General features: G+C 67.4%; 19 protein-coding genes. 10 read left to right on the plus strand and 9 right to left on the minus strand.

What is annotated here, in order from left to right; genetic code table 11:
- Positions 1–112 precede the first annotated feature (112 nt).
- On the plus strand, positions 113–1,633 hold the full coding sequence (locus tag RQP53_RS04955) for a DNA-3-methyladenine glycosylase 2 family protein (RefSeq protein WP_315649037.1): 1,521 nt from the start codon (positions 113–115) through the stop codon (positions 1,631–1,633).
- On the opposite strand, the gene RQP53_RS04960 is transcribed toward RQP53_RS04955, so the two are convergent.
- Together RQP53_RS04960 and RQP53_RS04965 are read right to left on the minus strand one after the other, a co-directional pair.
- Complete coding sequence (locus RQP53_RS04960; RefSeq protein ID WP_315649038.1) at positions 1,634–3,079, minus strand: sulfatase family protein; 1,446 nt, start codon at positions 3,077–3,079, stop codon at positions 1,634–1,636. It abuts the gene before it with no gap.
- Positions 3,080–3,147: 68 nt separating this feature from the next.
- Positions 3,148–4,059 (minus strand): LysR family transcriptional regulator, encoded by a 912-nt coding sequence (locus RQP53_RS04965; protein ID WP_315649040.1) that lies wholly within the window; start codon positions 4,057–4,059, stop codon positions 3,148–3,150.
- 137 nt (positions 4,060–4,196) lie between these two features.
- Here RQP53_RS04965 and RQP53_RS04970 point away from each other — a divergent pair, with 137 nt between their 5' ends.
- The 3 genes from RQP53_RS04970 (at position 4,197) to RQP53_RS04980 (ending at position 8,425) form a co-directional block, all read left to right on the plus strand.
- Positions 4,197–6,200, plus strand: a complete 2,004-nt coding sequence (locus RQP53_RS04970; protein WP_315649042.1) for an alkyl/aryl-sulfatase — start codon at positions 4,197–4,199, stop codon at positions 6,198–6,200.
- Between the two features lie 71 nt (positions 6,201–6,271).
- A complete protein-coding gene (locus tag RQP53_RS04975; RefSeq protein ID WP_315649044.1) occupies positions 6,272–6,862 on the plus strand; it encodes a hypothetical protein in 591 nt (196 codons plus the stop codon).
- Positions 6,863–6,967: 105 nt separating this feature from the next.
- Positions 6,968–8,425 (plus strand): peptide MFS transporter, encoded by a 1,458-nt coding sequence (locus tag RQP53_RS04980; protein WP_315649045.1) that lies wholly within the window; start codon positions 6,968–6,970, stop codon positions 8,423–8,425.
- A gap of 9 nt (positions 8,426–8,434) precedes the next feature.
- Here RQP53_RS04980 and RQP53_RS04985 read toward each other — a convergent pair whose 3' ends face one another.
- From RQP53_RS04985 to RQP53_RS05005, 5 genes are read right to left on the minus strand one after another with little or no spacing between them, the layout of a single operon-like run.
- Complete coding sequence (locus RQP53_RS04985; protein WP_315649047.1) at positions 8,435–8,818, minus strand: hypothetical protein; 384 nt, start codon at positions 8,816–8,818, stop codon at positions 8,435–8,437.
- Position 8,819: 1 nt separating this feature from the next.
- Positions 8,820–9,221 carry a DUF6463 family protein gene (locus RQP53_RS04990; RefSeq protein ID WP_315649048.1) on the minus strand — a complete coding sequence of 134 codons (402 nt, stop codon included), beginning with the start codon at positions 9,219–9,221 and terminating at the stop codon, positions 8,820–8,822.
- A complete protein-coding gene (locus RQP53_RS04995) occupies positions 9,221–10,573 on the minus strand; it encodes an ABC1 kinase family protein (RefSeq protein WP_315649050.1) in 1,353 nt (450 codons plus the stop codon). The genes RQP53_RS04990 and RQP53_RS04995 overlap by 1 nt, the downstream gene beginning before the upstream one ends.
- Positions 10,570–11,163, minus strand: coding sequence for a DUF2867 domain-containing protein (locus tag RQP53_RS05000; RefSeq protein WP_315649052.1), 594 nt, complete (start codon positions 11,161–11,163; stop codon positions 10,570–10,572). Before RQP53_RS05000 ends, RQP53_RS04995 begins: the two co-directional genes overlap by 4 nt.
- Positions 11,160–11,918, minus strand: a complete 759-nt coding sequence (locus RQP53_RS05005; RefSeq protein WP_315649054.1) for a TetR/AcrR family transcriptional regulator — start codon at positions 11,916–11,918, stop codon at positions 11,160–11,162. The genes RQP53_RS05000 and RQP53_RS05005 overlap by 4 nt, the downstream gene beginning before the upstream one ends.
- 842 nt (positions 11,919–12,760) lie before the next feature.
- On the opposite strand from RQP53_RS05005, the gene RQP53_RS05010 reads away from it, so the two are divergent.
- Entirely contained in the window at positions 12,761–14,014 is a 1,254-nt protein-coding gene (locus tag RQP53_RS05010; protein WP_315649056.1) for a trypsin-like serine protease, read from the plus strand.
- A gap of 155 nt (positions 14,015–14,169) precedes the next feature.
- Entirely contained in the window at positions 14,170–15,303 is a 1,134-nt protein-coding gene (locus RQP53_RS05015) for a sterol desaturase family protein (protein WP_315649058.1), read from the plus strand.
- 126 nt (positions 15,304–15,429) lie between these two features.
- Here RQP53_RS05015 and RQP53_RS05020 read toward each other — a convergent pair whose 3' ends face one another.
- A complete protein-coding gene (locus tag RQP53_RS05020) occupies positions 15,430–16,158 on the minus strand; it encodes a fatty acid desaturase CarF family protein (RefSeq protein ID WP_315649060.1) in 729 nt (242 codons plus the stop codon).
- 15 nt (positions 16,159–16,173) lie between these two features.
- Here RQP53_RS05020 and RQP53_RS05025 point away from each other — a divergent pair, with 15 nt between their 5' ends.
- From RQP53_RS05025 to RQP53_RS05040, 4 genes are all read left to right on the plus strand, one after another.
- The gene (locus RQP53_RS05025) at positions 16,174–17,214 is read left to right on the plus strand and encodes a fatty acid desaturase family protein (RefSeq protein ID WP_315649062.1); all 1,041 of its coding nucleotides are present in this window, start codon (positions 16,174–16,176) and stop codon (positions 17,212–17,214) included.
- A gap of 138 nt (positions 17,215–17,352) precedes the next feature.
- Positions 17,353–18,066 (plus strand): autoinducer binding domain-containing protein, encoded by a 714-nt coding sequence (locus RQP53_RS05030; RefSeq protein ID WP_315649064.1) that lies wholly within the window; start codon positions 17,353–17,355, stop codon positions 18,064–18,066.
- 159 nt (positions 18,067–18,225) lie between these two features.
- Positions 18,226–18,870 carry an SRPBCC family protein gene (locus RQP53_RS05035; RefSeq protein ID WP_315649065.1) on the plus strand — a complete coding sequence of 215 codons (645 nt, stop codon included), beginning with the start codon at positions 18,226–18,228 and terminating at the stop codon, positions 18,868–18,870.
- Positions 18,867–19,886, plus strand: a complete 1,020-nt coding sequence (locus RQP53_RS05040; RefSeq protein WP_315649067.1) for a 3-oxoacyl-ACP synthase III family protein — start codon at positions 18,867–18,869, stop codon at positions 19,884–19,886. The genes RQP53_RS05035 and RQP53_RS05040 overlap by 4 nt, the downstream gene beginning before the upstream one ends.
- Before the next feature lie 128 nt (positions 19,887–20,014).
- Here the strand turns inward: RQP53_RS05040 and RQP53_RS05045 are convergent, their stop codons facing one another.
- Entirely contained in the window at positions 20,015–20,569 is a 555-nt protein-coding gene (locus tag RQP53_RS05045; RefSeq protein ID WP_315649069.1) for an acyl-homoserine-lactone synthase, read from the minus strand.
- Between the last annotated feature and the right edge of the window lie 6 nt (positions 20,570–20,575).

Below are 20,575 nucleotides of genomic sequence, written 5' to 3' on the forward strand. Positions count from 1 at the left end.
GCCTTCAGCCTCGGCTCGCGGAATCCGGACCTCGCCATCAGCCGCCCAGGCCGCGATGGCGATGTCCGAAAAGCGCTAGACAGCGCCCGCCGCCCTGGCGACGATGCGCGCCATGGAGCTTCTCGACCACGACACCTGCTACCGCGCCCTGGCCAGCCGTGACGCCCGCTTTGACGGCCGTTTCTTCATCGCCGTCAAGACGACCAGGATCTACTGCCGGCCGATCTGCCCGGCCCGCACCGCACGTTCCGAAAACGTGCTGTTCTTTCCCACCGCCGCCGCCGCGCAGGAAACCGGCTACCGGCCCTGCCTGCGCTGCCGGCCGGAGGCGGCGCCGGACTCCAGCGCCTGGCGCGGTGTGTCCAATACCGGCGTCTCGCACACGGTGACGCGGGCGCTGGGCCTGATCGAGATGGGCGCGCTGGACGAGCACGGTGTCGAGGCGCTGGCCGAGCGCCTGGGTGTAGGCGACCGGCAGCTGCGCCGGCTGTTTGCCGAACATGTCGGTGCCACACCGGTCGCCGTGGCCCAGACCCGCCGCGTGCTACTGGCCCAACAGCTGATCCACGAGACCACGCTGCCGCTGACCGAGATCGCCTTCGCCGCCGGCTTTGGCAGCGTGCGCCGCTTCAACGAGGTGTTCCAGCAGCTGTTCAAGCGGCCGCCGACGGCGCTGCGCCACAGCCGCCAGGCCGAGATCGCCACGCCCGAAGGCGAGGTCACGCTTCTATTGCGCTACCGCCCGCCTTACGACTGGCCGGCCATGCTGCGCTTCCTGAGTGATCGCGCAATCAGCGGCATCGAGGCGGTGCACGAGGGCCATTACCTGCGCAGCTTTGCCGTCGACGGGCCTGGCGGCCAGCGCTGCCTGGGCACGCTGAAGGTGGCTCATCGCCCGGCCGAACAGGCGCTGCAGGTGACGCTGCGCTGCAACCAGCTGGTGGTGCTGCCGCAACTGATTGCGCGGCTGCGCCGCGTCTTCGATTTGGCCGCCGATCCCGGCGTGATTGCCGAGCAGCTGTCGGTTGACCCGCTGATGGCGCGGCTTTGCGCCGCCCGCCCGGGCCTGCGCGTGCCCGGCGCCTGGGACGGCTTCGAGCTGGCGATGCGGGCGGTGCTGGGCCAGCAGATCACCGTGGCTGCCGCCGTCAAGCTGGCGGCCAAGCTGGTGGATCAATACGGCGACGCCCTGCCCTGCGCCAGCGAGGACCGGCCCGGCCTCAGCCGCCTGTTCCCGACGCCGGCACAGCTGCAAGGCGTCGATCTGGCCCGGCTTGGCATGCCGCGCAGCCGCGGCGCCACGCTGGCCGTCATCGTTGACGCCGCCCTCAGCCAACCGCGGCTGTTCGAGGCCGCGGCCAGCCTCGATGAGGGCGTGGCCGCGTTGCGCGCGCTGCCCGGCATCGGCGACTGGACGGCCCAGTACATCGCCATCCGCCAGCTGCGCGAACCCGATGCCTTCCCGAGCAGCGACGTCGGCCTGATGCAGGCGATAGAAAAGCTGGAAGGCCAGCGGCCCGATGCACGAGCGCTGCTGCAGCGCTCGCAGGCCTGGCGGCCCTGGCGAGCCTATGCCGCGCAGCAGCTGTGGACGGCCCTGCTTGGCGATTTGCCTGTGCCGGCCACACCCTGATCAATCCGCATCCTTGACGGCATAGCGATCCGCCTGCCGATCACCGCGCACAAAGTGGGTGTAGGCCTCGGGCGGAATGGCCAGCATGGAGGCGTTCCAACGCTCCCAGGCGGCACGCAGCCCGGCCAGCTGGGCGGGACGGCGTGTGGCGAGGTTGGCGCGTTCGCGTTCGTCGGCGGCCAGGTCGAACAAAAACTCATGGCCCTTGATGCGCAGGTACTTCAGATCGCCCCGGCGCAGGGCCCGCTGGCTCTGCGCCTTGTAGCGCCAGGCCAGTTCGCGCGGCTGCGCGGCCTGGCCGCTGAGCATCCAGGGTAGCAGGCTGATGCCGTCAACCGGCTCCGGCACGCTGACGCCCGCCGCCGCGGCCAGCGTCGGCAGCCAGTCCATGCTGATTGCCAGCTGCTCCTGCACGCCCACCGGCACGCGACCCGGCCAGCGCAGCAGCAGCGGCACGCGGATGCCGCCTTCGAGCAGCTCGGTCTTCTGGCCGCTGAAGGGCCAGGTGCGCGAGAAGCGCTCGCCGCCGTTGTCGCTGGTGAAGACGACCAAGGTGTTGTCTGCCAGGCCCAGGCGCTGCAACGCGGCCAGCACGCGGCCAATGCCCTGATCCATCGCCGCGACCATGCGGCCGTAGATGCGCAAATTGCCGCCATCCAGATGCTGCAGGCCACGCAGCTGCGCCGCGGTGGCGGCATCGTCCGGCCCTTCCCAGGGCCAGTGCGGCGCGGTGTAGTGCAGGCTCAGCAACAGCGGCCGTGCATCGTCCTTGCAGCGCTCCAACTGCGCAATCGCCTGCTCGCTGAGCAGATCGGTGTAATAGCCCTGGCGCTGCACCTGCTGCTCGCCATCCCAGAGGTCGTTCTGCGCGTCCTTGCCCACGCCGTCCAGATGGGTGAAATAGTCGATGCCACCACCGAGATTGCCAAAGAAGCTCTCATAGCCGCTCTTCAGCGGCCCGTAGGCCGGCGGGTGGCCCAGATGCCATTTGCCGACCAGCGCGGTGCGATAGCCCTGGGCGCGCAACAAGGCCGGTAGCGTCTGCGTCTGCGGCGGCAGGCCGTGGGGGGAATCGCGCCCCGGAATCGGCTCTTCCAGGCCCACGCGCAGCCGGTGCGGATAGCAGCCCGTCATCAGCGCGGTGCGTGTCGACGAGCAGACCGGTGAGCTTGAATAGGCCTGGCGCCAGCGCTGGCCCTGGGCGGCCAGCGCATCCAGGGCCGGTGTGGCGAAATCGGTCTGGCCATAGCAGCCCAGATCGCCCCAGCCGAGATCGTCGGCGAGGATGAAGAGGATGTGCGGGCGGCGCGGCGCCGTTGCGTTGCCGGCCCCTTGCGTTTGCGCTTGTGCGGCGAGCACGCTGGCGCCACCCATGCCACAGCCCAGCCCGGCGGCCATCAACCGCCGGCGCGTCGTGAACCCCGGCAGCTTGCTGACTCTTTTCATGTGCGCCTCCCTTCGCTTGATCTGAGGGAGGCAATCTAGCCGGCAGCGCCGCAGTTGTAGAAATCAATTCAGGCCGGTTCGCGCGGGAGCGCCTGCGCCAGCTCACGCGCCAGGGCCATCGCGCCCTCGGCCGCTGGCGACAGGCTGCGGCCGCGCAGCCAGATCGCGTGCATCTGCACCGCCATGGCCGGCGGCGCGCCGCTGATCTGCAGACGCCGCAGGCCGCGCTGCTCGGCCGCCAAGGCATGCGGCAGCAAGACCAGCGCATCGCTGTCGCGCGCCAGCCGGGCCAGCGTCGTCAGGTCATCGCATTCCACACGCAAGGGCAAGGGCTCAGTTGCGGCAAGGCCCAGGCTGGCCCGGAGCATGGCGCGCAGCGGCGCCGAGGCGGCGACCACCCCAATGCCATGCCCGACCACGACCGAGATATCCAGGCTGCGGCGCCGCGCCAGCGGATGGCCGCTGCGGCAGTACAGACCACCGTGGACCTCGCCCAGGGCCTGCGTTTGCAGGCGCGCATCGGGGGCCAGCATCCGCGGATCGGCGATGAAGAAGTCGATCTGCTCTGCATGCAGCAGGGCCAGCAGGCTGTCCGCGTGGCCGCTGCGCACCCGCGTCACCAGGGCCGGATGCTGGCGCTGCAAGGCCGCCAGCAAGGCCGGCACCAGCGTCGCCCCCGGCACCGGGCCGGCGCCAAAGCTCAGCTCGCCCAGCGCCCCCTCGCGCAGCAGGGCCAGATCACGGGCGAAGCAGCGCTGCTCAAAAGCCAGCTGCCGGGCGCGCTCGACGACGACGCGGCCGGCGGCCGTCAGCCTTGCGCCCTTGGGCCCGCGGTCGAACAGCCGCAGGCCCAGCCGCGCTTCCAGCTTCTGGATGCTGCGGCTGAAAGCCGCCTGGCTCAGATGCACCCGCTCGGCGGCCTGCACGAAGCGGCCGGTTTCGGCCAGGGCAATCAGGTGATTCAGCTGACGTGGGTCCATTCGACGGCTCTCCTTGGAAGCACGGCTCAATATGCGCGGCTTGCAATGACTATGGAAGCAATATGCATTGGACAGCAAGATGAAGCGCGGCGAAGCTGTGCGCTCCACCCGCCCAGACGGGATTTACGGAGACAGCCATGCCCAGCCCAAAGCCCCGCCCGCAGCGCGCCCTAGCCGTCTTGGGCGTGGCCGCGGGTCTGCTGTTCAGCCTCAGCGCCTGCCAGCGCCAAACCAATGGCGGCGACAGCGCTGCCGGCCAGGCCAGCCCGGCCACACTGGCGGCGCAGGCCGCCGTGGCGCAGGCACTGCCGCTGGCCGATCAGCAGGATTTCGAAGACGCACGCCGCGGCCTGCTGGCCCGCCCCGAGGGCCAGATACGCGCCGCCGATGGCACGGTGCTGGTCGATTTCGACGCCTTCAAGTTCGTCAGCGGCGAGGCGCCGGCCACGGTCAACCCCAGCCTCTGGCGTCATGCCCGGCTCAATGCCGAGATCGGCTTGTTCAAGGTGGTCGACCACGTCTACCAGCTGCGCGGCTTCGACATCGCCAACATCACCCTGATCGAGGGGCAGACCGGCTGGATCCTCGTTGACGCGCTGACGGCCCGCGAAAGCGCCGCGGCGGCGCTGGCCTTTGCCCGCCAACATCTGGGCAACAAGCCGGTGACGGCGCTGGTCTTCACCCACAGCCATGCCGACCACTTCGGCGGCGCCCTGGGCCTGCTCACGGCCGAGCAGATCGCCGCCGGCAAGACGCCGGTGGTGGCGCCCGCCGGCTTCATGGAAGAGGCAACCAGCGAGAACGTGATGGTGGGCACCGCGATGGCGCGGCGTTCGATCTACCAGTTCGGCAAGGACCTGCCACGCTCGCCGACCGGCCTCGTCGACACCGGCCTGGGCAAGAACGTGGCCTACGGCCAGGTCGGCATCCTGCCGCCGACCCAGCTGATCACCGAGGCCACGCAAGACCTGACCCTGGACGGCGTGCGCTTCGTCTTTCACAACGTGCCCGGCGCCGAGGCACCGGCCGAACTGACCTTCAGCCTGCCGGACTTCAAGGTCTACGGCGGCGCCGAGAACCTGGCCCAGACCATGCACAACCTGCTGCCGGTGCGCGGCGCCAAGGTGCGCGATGCGCTGCGCTGGGCGCAGTACATGCAGCAGGCGCTGGACCAGCTGGAGGCGAGCAATGCCGAGGTCTATGTGGGCCAGCACAACTGGCCGATATGGGGCCGCGAGAAGATCCGCGACTTCATCACTGCCCATCGCGATGTCTACCAGTACACCCACGACCAGACGGTGCGGGCCATCAATGCCGGGCTGACGCCCAATGAGATCGCCGAACGCGTGCAGCTGCCGGCCTCGCTGCAAGGACATTTCGGCGCCCGCGGCTATTACGGCGATCTGCGCCACAACGTGCGCGCCGTCTACCAGCATTACCTGGGCGCCTATGACGGCAACCCGGCGCATCTGAACCCGCTGCCCGCGCAGCAGTCGGCACCGCGCTATCTGGCGCTGATGGGCGGGGTCGACCGCGTGGTCGCCGCCGCGCAGGTCGCCTACGATCAGGGCGACTACCGCTGGGCCGCCGAGCTCTTGAACCAGGCGGTGTTCGGCGAGCCCAAGCAGCAGGCCGCCCGCGAGCTGCTGGCGCGCTGCTACGAGCAACTCGGCTACCAGGCCGAGGCCTCGACCTGGCGCAACAGCTATCTGAGCGCCGCCCAGGAGCTGCGCCAGGGCCCGCCCGCCAAGGGTATCAGCCGCGCCACGCTGATCGACATGCTGGGCCAGACGCCAACGCCGCGCTTTCTCGAAGCCATGGCCGCCGGCCTCGATGCCGCCGCGGCCGATGGCAAGCGCTGGAAGATCAATCTGCAGCTCAGCGATGTCGGTGAGAGCTATCAGCTCTGGCTGGAAAACGCGGTGCTGCATCACCGCGCGGCAAAACCTGACCCCGAGGCCGATGCCACGCTGACGCTGACCAAGCCGCTGTTCATCAAAATGATGGCCGGCACCGCCGGCCTGCGTGACACCTTGCTCAGCGACGAGCTGAAGATCAGCGGCAGCCGCGTCACGCTGCTGCGCTTCCTCGGCCTGATCGACAAAGCCAGCGGCACTTTTGCGATCGTGACGCCGCGCTGACTCGGCACTGCGCACTTGGGGGCTAAGTTTCAAAAGAACTCGCCGAAGGCAGCCCTCACAATACGCGGCCTATGACCGCCGCCGACGACTTCTTCCGCCAGCGTCCACGAACGCGCCTGCAGCGCCTGCGCTGGCTGCTGCCCGTGGCGCTGGTGGCCGGCACAGCGCTGTGGGTCTTTGGCCCCAAGGGCTACAGCGTCGAAATCACCGGCAAGCGCTGGCAGCTTGATATCGAGATCGAACGCATCATCGAGGAGAGCAGTTCGGCCTGGTGCGACGAGATGCCGCCCGGTGCACGGGTCTTGAGCCGGCGCCTGGTCAGCGATCCGCGCGGCCAGCGCCCCGCGCCGGCCGAGCACTGCCGCTACAGCGCGCCCGAATGGCGCAAATGGCGCATCGCCACGCGCAAGGGGCCCGCCAGCGAGACGCCGCAATGGCCCGACCTGGAGCTCAGCGACATCGCCCCGCCAGCCCTGGGCGCCGAACAACCGGGCAAGCGGCACAGCTATTACGAGCTGCTGCTGCATGACAGCAATGGCCGCGATTGGGCCTGCCTGCAGCCGCGGGCAGACTGGCAGCGCTGGACGACCGGAGCGCGTTTCTATCTCCAAATCGATCGCTTTGGCACCGCCAATTGCGCGAGCCTGCCGGCGCCGCGTTGATCCCCCGGGCCTGCCCCGGTGCCAGGCCGCAGCCGGCATCGCTATCATCTCGCCGCGATTTCACCCCCGCCGGCTTGCAAAAGCCGGCAGCCACAGGACGGCATCTTGACCACACTTTCCGCTCGCCTCGCCCAGATCCCGCCCGGCTCCGCCGTGCTTTTCTTCATCCAGACCTTCGCGACGCTGGGCTTTGCCGTGCTGTATTCCAGCCTGGTGCTGTACGCGACCGAGCATCTGCACTTCAGTGCCGAACATGCGGCGCTGATCATGGGCGTGTTTGGCGCCTTCAACTATGGACTGCATCTGTTCGGCGGCTATCTGGGCGGCCGTTTCCTGAGCAACCGCAATCTGTTCGTGGGCGGCATGCTGCTGCAAGTCTTGGGCTGTGCAGCGCTGGCGACCGGCAGCGAGGCCATGCTGTACTGGGGCCTGGCGCTGTTCCTCACCGGCAGCGGCCTGAACGTGACCTGCCTGAACATGATGCTGACCCAGCGCTTTGCGCCCGAGGACAGCCGCCGCGAAGGTGCATTCCTGTGGAACTACGCCGGCATGAACGTCGGCTTTTTCATCGGCTTCACGATGGCCGGCCATTACCAGCTGAGCCACAGCTACAGCAGCCTGTTCTGGTTCGCCACACTGGGCAATGCCGCCGCCATCGTGCTGGCGCTGATCTTCTGGCGCACGCTCGCCGACATCGACACGCCGCTGCTCAAGGCCAACGCGACGCAGTTCAAGCTGCGTTTCGCTGCCGGCTGCGCCATCCTGGTCGGTCTGGTGCCCGTGCTGTGGTGGCTGCTGCAGCATCCGCATGGCACCGAGTCGCTGGTCAAGTGGATCAGCGCGGGCGTCGCCCTGGCCCTGCTGGTGCTGACGCTGCGCCATCGCGATGCGCCGGAACGCCGCCGCATGTGGGCCTATCTGGTACTGACGCTGGGCTCGCTGATGTTCTGGTCGCTCTACCAGATGGCGCCCAGCGGCCTGCAGCTGTTTGCCGTCGGCAATGTGCGGCTGGAGCTCTGGGGCGTGACGATTGCACCGCAGTGGGTGCAGAACATCAACTCCGCCGTCATCGTGATCGGCGGCCCGCTGCTGTCGGCCTGGTTTGCCCGGCTGCGTGCGCGCGGCTGGCCGATCGACGTGCCACAGCAGTTCGCCGCCTCGCTGCTGCTGATGGGGCTTGGCTTCCTGGCCCTGCCGCTGGGCATCCATTACGCTGACGCCCAAGGCCAGGTTGCCTTCGTCTGGCTGTTCACCAGCTATGTGCTGCAGTCGATCGGCGAATTGCTGATTTCACCGGTCGGTTACGCGATGATCGGCCGCCTGGCACCGCGCCAGTACCAGGGCGTGATGATGGGCAGCTGGATGCTGGTGACCGGCCTGGCCTCCTTGTTCGCCGCCGATTTCTCCGGCATGGTCGCCCAGCCGCCTGAGAGCACGGCGCTGAGCAGCAATCCGGCCTACGCCCAGCTGTTCACCCAGCTGGGGCTGGGCAGCGTGGCCGTCGGCATCGCGCTGATCGCGCTGGTGCCGTGGCTGAGCAAGCTGATCAAGAACGAGCGCTGAGCCTCTCGATCAGCCGAGCGTCACGCCGGCCAGCGTGAGCAAGGCCGCTGCCGCCAGGCCCAGCCAGCCCAGATGACGGCCGGCCGTCGCGCCAGCCAGCCCCGCGGCGCCGGCCAGCAGGGCCAGCGTCAGCTCGAGGCCGAGATGCTGGTCGGCGGCGCTCAGCGGCAGGCCGGCACTGCCGCGTTCCCAGAGTGCCGCCGCCATCACCCATCCGAGCAAGGCCGTCAGATGCCAGCTCACCCATTGGACGCCGAGGCGATGTCCAGCGGCATAGGGCACCACCCGCCCGGCAGCGCGGTGCGGCGCGAAGATCCGTCGCTCACCGAGCAGGCTGTGCACCAGCCCGACCAAGACCAGCAGCACGGCAGCGGCCATCCAGAAGTAGTTCATCTCAGCCTCTCCCGGGGCGCAGCAGCCCCCACACCGGCGGCAACAGCAGCCAGAAGCCCGAAGCCGGCATCAGGCTGATGCCCAGCAGGGCCAGCCCAAGCAGGCCCCAGCCGAGCTGGCGCAGCAGCGCGGGCCGGGCGGCCGACTGCAGCGCCGGCAGCAGCCAGGCGAGCAGCGCCAGCGGTGCGCCAAAGAGCATGAACCAGCTGGCCGCCGCCAGCGGCGCGGAGCTGGTGGCCGCGCCGATCCAGCCGGCAGCGACGATCTGGCGCAGCATGGGCGCGAAGGCCCACAGCCCGAAGGCCGTGTGCAGCGCGGCCACGCCCAGCAGCCAGGGGCCGATCCAGCGCGGCGAAGCGAGCGGCTGGGCGGCTGAAGACAAGGGGGCGGGAATAGCATTCATCAAGGACTCCTGATCCATTGGTTGCAGGTCTGTACACGGGCCCCCAGCCGCATCAACAGCTGATTCAGACCCAGATAGGCGCGGTCGAAGAAGGGCAGTTCGCCGGGCATGCCGCGCAGCCGGCGCATGGCGTCGCGTTGCTGCTCGGCATCCAGGCGCGGCAGCGGCTGGCGCTGGCTGAAGTCGTAATGGCTGTGGCGAAACGGTTCGAGCTGCCAATCGATCAGCGGCCTGAGCGCGGGCAAGAGCTGCTGGCAAAAGCTGTCCGGCGTCATCGCCGGGTCGACCAGGCCCAGTGCCTGGTAGGCGGCCAGCAGCGCGTCCTCGCCAGCGGGCCTGAGCACGGCGTTCCAGGCCTCACCCAGATGAGCGACAAAGGACGCCGACAGACGGCGGGTGCAGCCAAAGTCCAGCAGCGCCAGACCGCCATCGGGTAGGAAGAGGAAGTTGCCGGGGTGCGGGTCGGCATGCAGCCAGCGCAGCTCGAAAACCATGGACCAGAAACTGTCGAACAGCAGCTGGCCCAAGCGGTCGCGCTCGGCCTGGCTCGGCGATGTGGCCAGCCAGTCGCCCAGATGCTGGCCCTGCATCAGCTCGCTGCACAGCAACTGGCCATTGCCGAGCTCAGGCCAGACGGCCGGCACGCTGAGGCCCAGTGGCTGCAGCCGCTCGCGCAGCTCGGCCTGGGTGGCAGCCTCCTGCTGGTAGTCCAGCTCGGTGGCCAGGCTGTGCTCGATATCGTCGAACACCCGCTGCAGCGCCGCACGGGCCGTGTCATCAACATCGCCGATCAGGCGCTGGCCCAGCGGCCCGAGCAGCAGGCCGCGCAGCAGCTGCATATCGCTGCGCACCGTGGCCGCCATGCCGGGGTATTGCAGCTTCAGCGCGACCTGGCGGCCATCGTGCAGCCGGGCCCGGTGGACCTGGCCGAGGCTGGCCGCCGCAAAGGCCTGGGGCTCGAAGTCGGCAAAGCGCTCAGCCCAGTCGGCACCGAGGGCCTGGCGCATGCGCTTGTCGACCAGGGCCTGATTCATCGGCGTGGCCTGGTAGCAGGCCTGGGCCAGCTGCTCGCGCAGCGCGGGGGGCAGCAGCTGCACCTCGGAAGCGAGCAGCTGCGAGGCCTTCAGCGCCACGCCCTTGAGCTGGTTCAGCGCTGCAAACAGGATGCGACCCAGCTCAGCTTCGCGCTCGCGCTGAAGGCGCTCGCGGGTGGCTTCGTCCTGCGCTTGACCTGGACTCAGGTCTTGCATCTTGTGGCCCAACCGCGCCAGCCCCGCCCGAGCAACGGCACCGCCCGCCACCAGGCCGCGCCCCAACCGACCGGTGCGCGGCGCGCGACCGGCGGCGCTCATGGCCTGCGCTCCGGCTGCGCCTGCAGCCGCCGACCCAGCTGGCGCAGCAGCAGCGGCACGATCAGGCTGTGCACCGGGCCGACCAGCGCCATATAGCAGCGGCCCAGCAGATTGTGTTCATGGACCACCGTCGACAGCGCCAGCCGGCTGCTGCCATCGGCGTTCTGCAGCCGCAGCAGCGAGACGCGCACATGCAGATGCCTGTCGCGATCCCCGAGCACCAGCTCCTGCGGATGCTGGGCCTCCAGCGTGAAGATGCCGACGCGGTCGCCCAGCTTGAAGTCGCCCGCTGGCCGGCGCCTGGCAGCCGCCGCACTGCCGGCCATGCCGCCGAGGTCCTTCAGGCCGAACACCTTGACCACACGGTTGCGCAGCCACATCAGGCCGTCCATCCAGGCCGGCGTGCGGCCCATCAGCCGCAGCCAGCTCTCCAGCAGGCCCAGCTCGGGATAGGGATCGGGCAGCAGATAGCTGTCGGCAAAGTCTGCCGTGGCCAGGCTGGGCGCCAGGCAGCTTTGCGCCGGCACGGCGATCTTCAGCGGTTTGGCGTCTGGCGCAATGACGGCGCTGGTTTGCGGCTGGCTGCTCATCGCCTGGCCTCCGCCGCGCTCGTGGCCGCCACCGTCGACAGCCCGCGCCGCGCCAGCTGCAGCAGCTCCAGCACGCCGCCCTGGCCTTGCAGGAGGCGCGCCAGCTGATTGCGCAGCAGAAAGCCGGCCAGATCGCTGAGCTTGTTGATCAGCCCGCTTTGCAGCACCAGCACCAGCACCGACAGGCTCAGATCGGCCAGCTGGGTGGTGTTGGCGAACTCCTCGCTGTCGTCATCCAGCCAGTAGACCAGCAGGCCAAACAGATAGTCGGTGAACATGCCGGCCACCAGGCCCTGGAAGTCGCAGGGCGCAATCTGACCCGCAGCCTGCGCCTCGGCCAGCCAGTCCTGCACACAACGCTTCAGCGCTGCCTTGCCCGGCAAGGCATCGCCAAGCAGCAGCAGCGGCGATTGACGCGCCAGACCGCGGGTCAGCGCAACGAACTCCCGATCGGGCAGCAGGCGCTCCAGCACCGCGTCAACCAGGCGCTGCAGCTTCTCCTGCAGCGTGAAGCGCTCGAAACCGCGCGTCTTGCCGGCCTGCGCGAGCGCCTCGGCCAGCGCCAGCTCGTAGTAGCCCAGCACCAGCTTCTCCTTGCTGGGAAAGTACTTGTAGATCGTCGCGTCGCCGATGCCGGCCTCGCGAGCGATCTGCTTCATGCTGGTCGCCTCAAAGCCCTGGCGGCTCATCAGCTCGACCGCCGCGGCCAGGATCTGGCGCTGGGTCTTGTCTTGCTGGCTCTTGGATGTCTTCATTTGCTATCCAATACTTCATCTATTTGCATTTTTTTACGATAGTACGTATTCATTAAATTGGTGGCAAGCGCTTTTTCTTGCGAATGGCTGCGCGTGACGGTGGCGCGCCGAAGTCAAGAACGCAACAGCCAAACGCGGCGAGCTGACGCAGAACGACAGCGTCGCCACGGCGCTCGAGATGGACGCGCTGGAGGGACTGAAGGTCCTCAGCGTTGACGAGATTGACAAGTAGCCTGAGCCGCCCGCGCGCAGCGTGCTCTCCCACCAAGCCCCCCACAAGGCGCTGCAGACGTCGATTCCCGGTGCATTCGACCGCCTCCTTCGGCAGCTCAGGCTGTCGCCGAAGTGGCATAAGCGGTGCAAACTGCCTGCCCCGCAGAGTAGCCAAGCACCGTGCGTTGACGAGCCGGAGCCCGGTGCCCTGGGGGTCGCAGATCTGCTGGCAACTGGGTTGCGCCGGGCCATGGCAGCAAGCCGAGACTCCCCTCGGACTGCTGCCGCCCCGAGGCCTTGCGCCCGAGCACCTGCTGCCGGCTGAGGCCGTCATCACGCGCATCGGCGAGCGTCTGCGTGCGCCTCCCAGGCACATAGATCACCCCTGAGCGATCGACCGTTCACGTTTGCACGGATGAAAGGTCTTACAGCTTCGCGCGTCAACAGCGCCTAAGGCGCGTTTTATTCGGGTTAGCACGCTGAGTCGGTGACATCTGCACGCGCAGTATCTGCAGCCGCAGCCTCGCGCCATCAAACGCCGCGGCTGTGAGACCGACCGGGAATGCCCTCGCATCCCAGGGGGCTTGCACGGCGGCCGCTTCTGTCCACAGACACTCAGGAGACCTGCGATGAACCACAGCTGTACGCCTAAGCACAGCCTGCCCACACGGGCATGGCGTGGCCTTGCCTGCCTTGCGCTGATGCTGCCCGCCCTGGGCTTTGCACAGAGCGGCACGCGCGCTGACTTGAACCCGCAAATCGTCGGCGGGACCGTCACGACGCCCTATTCACGCCCCTACCAGGTGGCCCTGCTGATGAACGGCCGCCAGGGCTGTGGCGGCACGCTGATCAGTGCCGACTGGGTGCTGACGGCCGCGCACTGCCTGGACAGCGCCTCAACCAGCAATCTGACCGTGCAGGTCGGCGCCCACAGCATCAGCCGCCGTGACGGCCAGAACCTGCGCGTCAGCCAGATCATCCGCCACGAGAACTGGCGCGGCGCCCAGGGGATTCAGTCGGGCTGGGACATCGCCGTGCTGCGCCTCGCCAGCCCAGCCCCTGCCAGCATCACGCCGGCCAAGCTGCCGACACTGGCGATCGAGTCGCAAGTGGCCGGCGTGGGCCGCTATGTGACCGTCTCCGGCTGGGGCTTGACCAGCAATCAGGGCAGCCCCAGCGATGTACTGCGTGAGGTCAATCTTCCCGTGATCAGCAATCCCTCCTGCAGCAGCGAGCTGGCCTTCAATCTGCCTGCATCGGTGATCTGCGGAGGCGGCACGGGAGGCGTCTCGGCCTGCAACGGCGACAGCGGCGGCCCCTTTGCGGCCGGCGCAAACGGCAAGTTCTACAGCATCGGCATCGTCAGCTGGGGCAATGCCTGCCGTGGCGCAACCGTCTTCACGCGCACAAGCAGCTATCTCGACTGGATCGCGCAAAAGACCGGCGTGAAGCCTGACGGCGACACGCCCAACGACTTGCCGCCCGTGGCCCGCTTCACCGCCACGGTGACCGGCCTGAACGCCAGCTTCGCCGATGGTTCTACCGACGACAAGGGCATCAGCCGCTGGTCCTGGAACTTCGGCGACAACAGCAGCTCGACCCAGCAATCACCGAGCCATGCCTATGCGAAGTCCGGCAGCTACACGGTGACACTGACTGTCACCGACACGGCCAACCAGACCAACACGACCTCGCAGGTGGTGAACGTCGGCGACACCAACAGCGGCTGCACGGGCGTGCCGGCCTGGAGCGCCAGCAAGATCTACGCGATCCGCGACATCGTCAGCTACAAGGGCAAGAAGTACGAGGCCAGCTGGTGGTCCTATGGCGCGGCACCGGACATCTACTCCAATGTCTGGACCCTGCAGGGCAATTGCAATTGAGCCACTGAGCTGAAGGTCCGGGTCTGCGCACCTGATGGACGCTGCGGACCCTGACTTGATGCTCACGGCGGCCGGGGCCCTTCGGCCCGGCCGCCTGGGGCGGGGCCGCCCATGCCCTATGCTTGCGTGCAACTCCAGCCGCAGCCAACCGGCCCATGCTTCGCGAACTTCAACAACTCAGCCGCTCCCACGGCCCCCTGCGTGCCGGTACCGGTCTGGTCGGCGGCATCATTGCGCTGGTGCTGAGCACGGCGGCGTCGCTGGCGGCACTGGTGTTGCGCTTCCCCGGCGCCTTGAGCACCCCAGAGCTGCGGCAAAGTGTGGAGCCCTCGACACTGCAGGCGCTGCTGATGGCCTGCAGCGTGCTGGGCGGCGCGCTGGCGCTGGCCAATGCGCTGCGCGGCCGGCTGCTGTGGCTCTCGGGCCTGAGCTTTCTGCTGATGGCGCTGGCCGCGCTGCTGGGCGGCTACCGACCGCCGGCCGAGGGCTGGCAGCTGAGCGCTGCGCACACGCCCTATGTCGGCCTGGACTGGTTTGTGCTGGATCTGCTCGCCTCGACGCTGATCTTCGTCTTCATCGAGAAGCAGTTCCCGCTGCGGCCCGAGCAGCCGGTGTTTCGCGCCGAATGGCAAACCGATCTGCAGCATTTCTTCGTCAATCACCTGCTGGTTGGCTTCGTGCTGCTGGCCACCAATCTGATGGTGCACCGCTTGTTCTCCTGGGCGATCAGCGACGCGCTGCAGGCCTGGGTGCAGGCCCTGCCCTTTGCGCTGGAGTTGCTGCTCTTGATGCTGGTGGCCGACCTGATTCAGTACGCCGTGCACCGGGCCCTGCATGAATGGCCGCCGTTATGGCGCTTCCACGCGGTGCACCACAGCATCAAGACGCTGGACTGGCTGGCCGGCTCACGGCTGCATGTGGGCGAGGTGCTGCTGATGCGCACGCTGGTGCTGGCGCCCATCTATGTGCTGGGCTTCTCGCGCGGCGTGATCGACGCCTATATCGTCATCATCGGCTTCCAGGCGGTACTGAATCACTGCAATGTCAATCTGCGCCTGGGTTGGCTGGAGTATGTGCTGGTGACGCCGAACTTCCACCACTGGCACCACTCGCAGCAGCACGAGGCGCTGGACCGCAACTACGCCGGCCAGTTCGCCTTCATTGACCATCTGTTCGGCAGCGCCGTGCGCGCGCCCGATCGCTGGCCCAGCCGTTACGGCGTGATTGACGACGCCGTGCCGCCGGGCTTCTGGCGCCAGTTGATCTACCCCTTCAGCAGAAGGACATAGTCGAAGGACAACAGGAACACGCCACAGAGCCACGGAGACACAGAGACGGCAGACTCAATGCCTTGATTGCTCCGTGACTTTCTCTGTGGCTCTGTGACTCTGTGGTCTTTTTTCGCTGTTCAGCGCTTAGTCAAAACAAGTCCTGATGCCCAGCCGCGCCAGCACCGCCTCGATACCGGCCCAGGGAATGCGGTTGCTCAAGGGATTGGCCCAGCCGCTCAGGATGCAGTAGTTGAGGCGATGCGGCGGACGGTGATGACGGCCATGGATCTGGCTGTTCAGCAGCAGATGATGGCGCTGCGCCCACAACATCCAGCCGGGCCGCCGCGCCAGCGGCAGATGCGACCAGCGGTGAAACAAATTGGACAGCACCGCAAACACGATCAGCCACAGCATCGTCAGCCGCCAGGCAAGACCTGGCACCGAGCTCGCCGCCTGTGCGGCCCAGGGTGACCACAGCCACAGCACCAGATCGCCAGCCAGCGCCGAGGCGCCGAGGTTCTCCAGCAGCGAGATGCGGGTGATCTGCAACGGATCGCGATGGTGGCGCCGAAACGGCCCGACCAGCGCCGGCCCCCACAGCGGCGTGTGCTCGTTGCCGAAGGAATCGCAGACCCAGTGGATCAAGCCGCTCAGCAGATCGGCCAAGTAGTAGGCGGCGGGGAGGGTCAGCAAGGCGAGCAGGGCCAGCCAAGCGTCCTGGCTCCGGCCCTGCGCCACGGGCCGCGCCTGCACGAGCAAATGCCAGCCCGCGTCCAGTACCATCGCCGCGAACAGCAGCAGGCCCAGTGCCTCCAGCACACAAACCGCCAGGCTGCGCGGCGCAGCGCCATGGCTCGGACGCTTCTCTTTCATCACCGGCCCCTCACGATGCAAGCACCTCTCGCTCCCCAGCTGCCGCCTGAACGCGCCCGTGCGTTGTGGCAGGCCATGCACGCCCGCATTGTGGCCCAGGGCCTGACCCGCGGCGCGGCGCCACGCGCCTGGCTGACGCTCGCCCTGCTGGCGACCGCGCTGGGCGCCACGCTGGCGTTCTGCTGGCAGCCAGAGCAAGGGCCGGCGGCGCTGGCGCTGGGCAGCCTGGTGCTGGCCCTGCTGCTGGCCCAATTCGCCTTCTGGGGCCATAACGCCGGCCATGGTGGGGTGCATCGCAGGGCGGCCTTGAACCAGTTGCTGGGCCAGCTGGCGATGACGCTGGTCACCGGCCTGGCCTTCGGCGAGTGGTGGCAGCGGCACAAGCTGCACCACAGGCACTGCCAGGACGAAGCACGCGATCCGGACATGGCCGTCAGCGTCGTCGTCTCGTTGACCACCAACTCGCTGGCCGCCAAGGGCCCCGTGGGACGCTGGATGACGCGCCACCAGGCCTGGCATCTCTGGGGCCTGAGCCTCTTCTTCGCGCACAGCCAACGCCATCTCGCGCAATGGGGCGCGCTCTGCCGGCCACGCCGCCATGCGCTGGACCTGCTGGTGCTGATCGCCCACTTCGCGCTGTGGTGGGCGCTGCCACTGGCGCTGGGTGTGCCGTTGGCGACGGTAGCGCTGGTGTACGTTGTGCCGCTGTTCTGGCTCGGCCCCTATCTGGCGCTGATCTTCTGGCTCAACCACATCGGCATGCCGCTGATTCAGCCCAGCCCGGCGCTCTCTTTTCTGGAGCACCAGGCCGCGACCTCACGCACCATCCTCAACCCGCCGGCCTGGGACTGGTTTTTCGGCGGCCTGAATTTCCAGATCGAGCATCACTTGTTTCCGCGCGTGCCCGCTTGCCGCTTGCGCGCCGTGCAGTGTGTCGTGCAAGAGCATCTGGCCACGTCATGTTTGCGTTATCACGGTGTCAGTCTGCGACTTGCACTGCTCGAGGTTGCCGCGCATTTCAAGGCTGTCTCGCGGGCCGGTTGTAATGACAGGTAACTCGATCATTGGGACTTGAGCTGCACAGATTCGGCGCGCTGCGCCCTGAAAGACTTGACATGGACAGGGCCAGCCGCAGGCTGCTAAGGTCTCAGACGAGCTGCGTCGTCCCGATGCAGCCCGGTATTTCACATAGCCATGACTAGCCATTGGCAAGAAGAGCTGCTCCACGTTGTTGACTCCGAACCTGATCAAGCCACCGTCTTTACCGCCGTGGCAGCCGCCGCGCACGCGCTGGGATTCGAACACTGCGCCTACGGACTGCGCCTTCCTGTGCCCGTCACCCAACCGCGAACCCTGCTGCTGAACAACTATCCACTGCCCTGGCAGCAGCGCTACCAGGCCGCCGGCTATCTCCATATCGACCCCACCGTGGCGCACTGCCGGCGCAGCACGGCGCCGCTCGTTTGGGATGAGTCACTGTTTCTGCAGGCTCGCCCGCTCTGGGACGAGGCACAGCAGCATGGACTCGGCGTCGGCTGGGCGAAATCGCATTTCGACGCCAATGGCGTGGGTGGCATGTTCACGCTGGCGCGCTGTGCCGATCCCATCAGCAGCTCAGAGCTGCAAACCAACCGGCTGAAGATGGTCTGGCTGACTCATGTGGCCCATATGGCGCTTTCCCGGCACATCACGCTGCAGGCCGCAAAGCCGCTCCCGGCGCTGACCGAGCGCGAGGTCGAAGTACTGAAATGGACCGCCGACGGCAAGACCACCAGTGAGATTGCCGACATCCTGGAGTTGTCGGACAACACGGTGAATTTCCACATCAAGAACTCGATCTCCAAGCTTGGCACGACCAACAAAACCGCCGCGGCGGTACGTGCTGCGCTGCTAGGCCTGTTCAATTGAGCGGGTGATCGCGCCAGCCTGAAGTCATGCGGGGCCGCGCCCGAAAATTCATCCCTTCATTTTCGCCGTTACTTTCACCACAGCCTACCAAAGCAGGTAGTTGGCGATCGGCGCGCGCCCCCCTAGTCTGCAGGGTATCCAACGGCGTTTGCAAAGACCATGGAACTCGACATTCCCGGCGTCAAGCTCATCGAGACGTTTCCCAAGCAGCATTTCCTTGCCCAGTGCACCGAGCTGACGCATGCGGTCTATCCCCACGACCGCATCTATGGCGACTACTGCACCGTTCAAGCGCATATTGACGCACCCGCCGAGGCCGTCTTTCGTTACCTCGCTCGCACCGAGTCGCTGCAGGAATGGCGCTATGCGCTGCGCCAGCCTCGCCTGCATCGTGCGCCCGATCTCTACAGTTTCGTCGACCTCTTGGGCGAACCCGGTGAAACCCGCCGCTACTGCCGTGCCGTCAGCCACGCGCAGGCGATGACGGTGGACTTCCATACCGCTTGGGATCAGGCCGATGAGCTCTGGATGGTCGACCTGATGCGGGTTGTGCCCTCATCAAGCGTGCTGGCGCGCCCCGGTTGCGTCGTGTTGTGGACTCATTGCCACCACCCCAACTACCTGCGTAATCCCTATCCAGAGACCGCCGTGGCGGAGCGGCGCTTCTGGATCGGTGATGCCTGGCCATTTGCCTATGCCGCCCACACGGTGGAGCTGGCCAATCTCAAAGCGATTGCCGAACACAGGCATCTTCTCGGTCGCCTGGCCTACCCCTGTGTGCTTGATGCAGCGTGCGCCGCATGAGCAGGCTGAGCCCCCTGAGCTTGCGCGACACTGCCAGCTATCTGCCCAAGGCCGTGATTGACAACGGCTTCTACCAGTGCGCCCTCACAGGCTCGGCGCCACATCCGCTGTTCCGCGGAACGCGGCTGCGTCATCACATCGCACCAGGCGAACGCGCCGCCGACATGATTGCCCACGCGGCACAAAAGCTGATTGACCGTCAGCACCTCGACCCGGCGCGCGATATCGACGTGCTGCTCACCAATGTTTCGCTGCCTGACCAGCCATTCACCGGTTGCGGGGCCGCGGTGGCCCAGCTGATTGGTGCCCGGCCGCGCCACATCCTTGATCTCTCCAATGGCGACTGCGTGTCCTTCCTGCTGATGCTGGAGCAGGCGCGGGCCTTGTTCACTGCCACCGGCGCGCGCTCGGCGCTGATCTGCAATGCCCAGACCGCCGGCGGGCGCATCTTCAACCATCCGGCCAGCCGATCGCTGCCGCAGTCCGCACTGCCCGGCGATGGCGCTGGCGTCGCCTATGTCGTCGCCGACGACAGCGCACCGCTGCTGTCGCTCCTGACTCAGAGCTACCCCGAAAACGCCAATGAACTACGCCTGCAGGCCGCCGACCGGGACTGGTGGGCCCCCGGCTCCGGCGCGCTGAATGTTGACTTCAGCATGCCCACGATCGCGGCCATCATCTGGCGTGCCAACCAGCTGATGCCGCGCGTGCTCAACGAGGCGCTGCAGATGGCGGGACTGCAGCCTTCCGATGTCGCCTGCCTGGTGACCAACCAGCCCAATCGCACGCTGCTACGCAACTGGCGCGAGGCCATGCAGCTGGCGCCCGAGCGCCATGCCAACACCTTCGATGAGCACGGCGACTTGTTCGGCGCGGCCCTGCCGATTGGCATTGAGCGCGCGCGGGACGACGGCGTGCTGGAGCCCGGCGAGATCCTGCTGTTGGGTGGCTTTTCGCATGCCGGCGACTATGCCGCTGCGGCAGCACTGCGTTGGCCGGATTCGCTGTGTTGCTGAAACAAGCTTCCAGCACTGAGGCGACTCGAAAGCCGCCGCAACGCAAAAGCGGCCGCCAGCACCTAGCTGCGGCCGGATGGCAGGCGCTGCGTCGCCTTCTTCAGCCGGGCGATGCGGCCGCGTCCCGCTCAGATCACCGGGATCCAGCAGGCGAACAAGGCCTTGCCGTCTATCGTGACCGGCGGCGCCGCCCGCTCGGCCCGGAAACCAGCGCGGCGCAGCAGACGCTCAATGCCGAGCGGCGAGACCGTGATCACGTGGTGTGCGCCCTGCTCCGCTGCTGCCTCAAGCGCCGCTCGCAGCAGCCCGATGGCGATCGGCGAGGAGAACTGCAGCATCGGCGAGCTGATGGCGTCACTCAAGCCGACTGCGGCGAAGCGCGACAGCTCCCACACCTCAGGCGAACAGGGCATCGCCCGACCCTGCATCAGCTCGGGAAAGACCTTGCTGAGCAGATAGGGCGCGGTCGTCGGCAGCAGGCGCGCACAGCCATTGATATGGCCCGACTCATCGCGCGACACCACGTAGCGGGTATCGGGGCGATCAAACTCGTCGAACTCCAGACCGTTTTCGCACCGCATCTGCCAGCCCAGCATCTCGACAAAGACCCGGTGCCGGTACCGCGCCAGCTCCTTGGCCATGTGTTTGGGCATATCGCGCGGTGATGCGCTGATGATTTGCATACGTCC

The sequence above is a fragment of the Roseateles aquae genome, assembly GCF_032337115.1.
Classification (GTDB): Bacteria; Pseudomonadota; Gammaproteobacteria; order Burkholderiales; family Burkholderiaceae_C; genus Roseateles_C; species Roseateles_C aquae.

Bases quoted from the DNA above. Each gene is read 5' to 3' on its own strand.
- RQP53_RS04960 (WP_315649038.1), bottom strand. From the start codon at position 3,079: ATGAAAAGAGTCAGCAAGCTGCCGGGGTTCACGACGCGCCGGCGGTTG.
- RQP53_RS04995 (WP_315649050.1), bottom strand. From the start codon at position 10,573: ATGAGCGCCGCCGGTCGCGCGCCGCGCACCGGTCGGTTGGGGCGCGGC.
- RQP53_RS05015 (WP_315649058.1), top strand. From the start codon at position 14,170: ATGCTTCGCGAACTTCAACAACTCAGCCGCTCCCACGGCCCCCTGCGT.
- RQP53_RS04990 (WP_315649048.1), bottom strand. From the start codon at position 9,221: ATGAATGCTATTCCCGCCCCCTTGTCTTCAGCCGCCCAGCCGCTCGCT.
- RQP53_RS05030 (WP_315649064.1), top strand. From the start codon at position 17,353: ATGACTAGCCATTGGCAAGAAGAGCTGCTCCACGTTGTTGACTCCGAA.
- RQP53_RS04965 (WP_315649040.1), bottom strand. From the start codon at position 4,059: ATGGACCCACGTCAGCTGAATCACCTGATTGCCCTGGCCGAAACCGGC.
- RQP53_RS05045 (WP_315649069.1), bottom strand. From the start codon at position 20,569: ATGCAAATCATCAGCGCATCACCGCGCGATATGCCCAAACACATGGCC.
- RQP53_RS04970 (WP_315649042.1), top strand. From the start codon at position 4,197: ATGCCCAGCCCAAAGCCCCGCCCGCAGCGCGCCCTAGCCGTCTTGGGC.
- RQP53_RS05020 (WP_315649060.1), bottom strand. From the start codon at position 16,158: ATGAAAGAGAAGCGTCCGAGCCATGGCGCTGCGCCGCGCAGCCTGGCG.
- RQP53_RS04955 (WP_315649037.1), top strand. From the start codon at position 113: ATGGAGCTTCTCGACCACGACACCTGCTACCGCGCCCTGGCCAGCCGT.
- RQP53_RS05010 (WP_315649056.1), top strand. From the start codon at position 12,761: ATGAACCACAGCTGTACGCCTAAGCACAGCCTGCCCACACGGGCATGG.
- RQP53_RS05040 (WP_315649067.1), top strand. From the start codon at position 18,867: ATGAGCAGGCTGAGCCCCCTGAGCTTGCGCGACACTGCCAGCTATCTG.
- RQP53_RS05025 (WP_315649062.1), top strand. From the start codon at position 16,174: ATGCAAGCACCTCTCGCTCCCCAGCTGCCGCCTGAACGCGCCCGTGCG.
- RQP53_RS05005 (WP_315649054.1), bottom strand. From the start codon at position 11,918: ATGAAGACATCCAAGAGCCAGCAAGACAAGACCCAGCGCCAGATCCTG.
- RQP53_RS04975 (WP_315649044.1), top strand. From the start codon at position 6,272: ATGACCGCCGCCGACGACTTCTTCCGCCAGCGTCCACGAACGCGCCTG.
- RQP53_RS05035 (WP_315649065.1), top strand. From the start codon at position 18,226: ATGGAACTCGACATTCCCGGCGTCAAGCTCATCGAGACGTTTCCCAAG.
- RQP53_RS05000 (WP_315649052.1), bottom strand. From the start codon at position 11,163: ATGAGCAGCCAGCCGCAAACCAGCGCCGTCATTGCGCCAGACGCCAAA.
- RQP53_RS04985 (WP_315649047.1), bottom strand. From the start codon at position 8,818: ATGAACTACTTCTGGATGGCCGCTGCCGTGCTGCTGGTCTTGGTCGGG.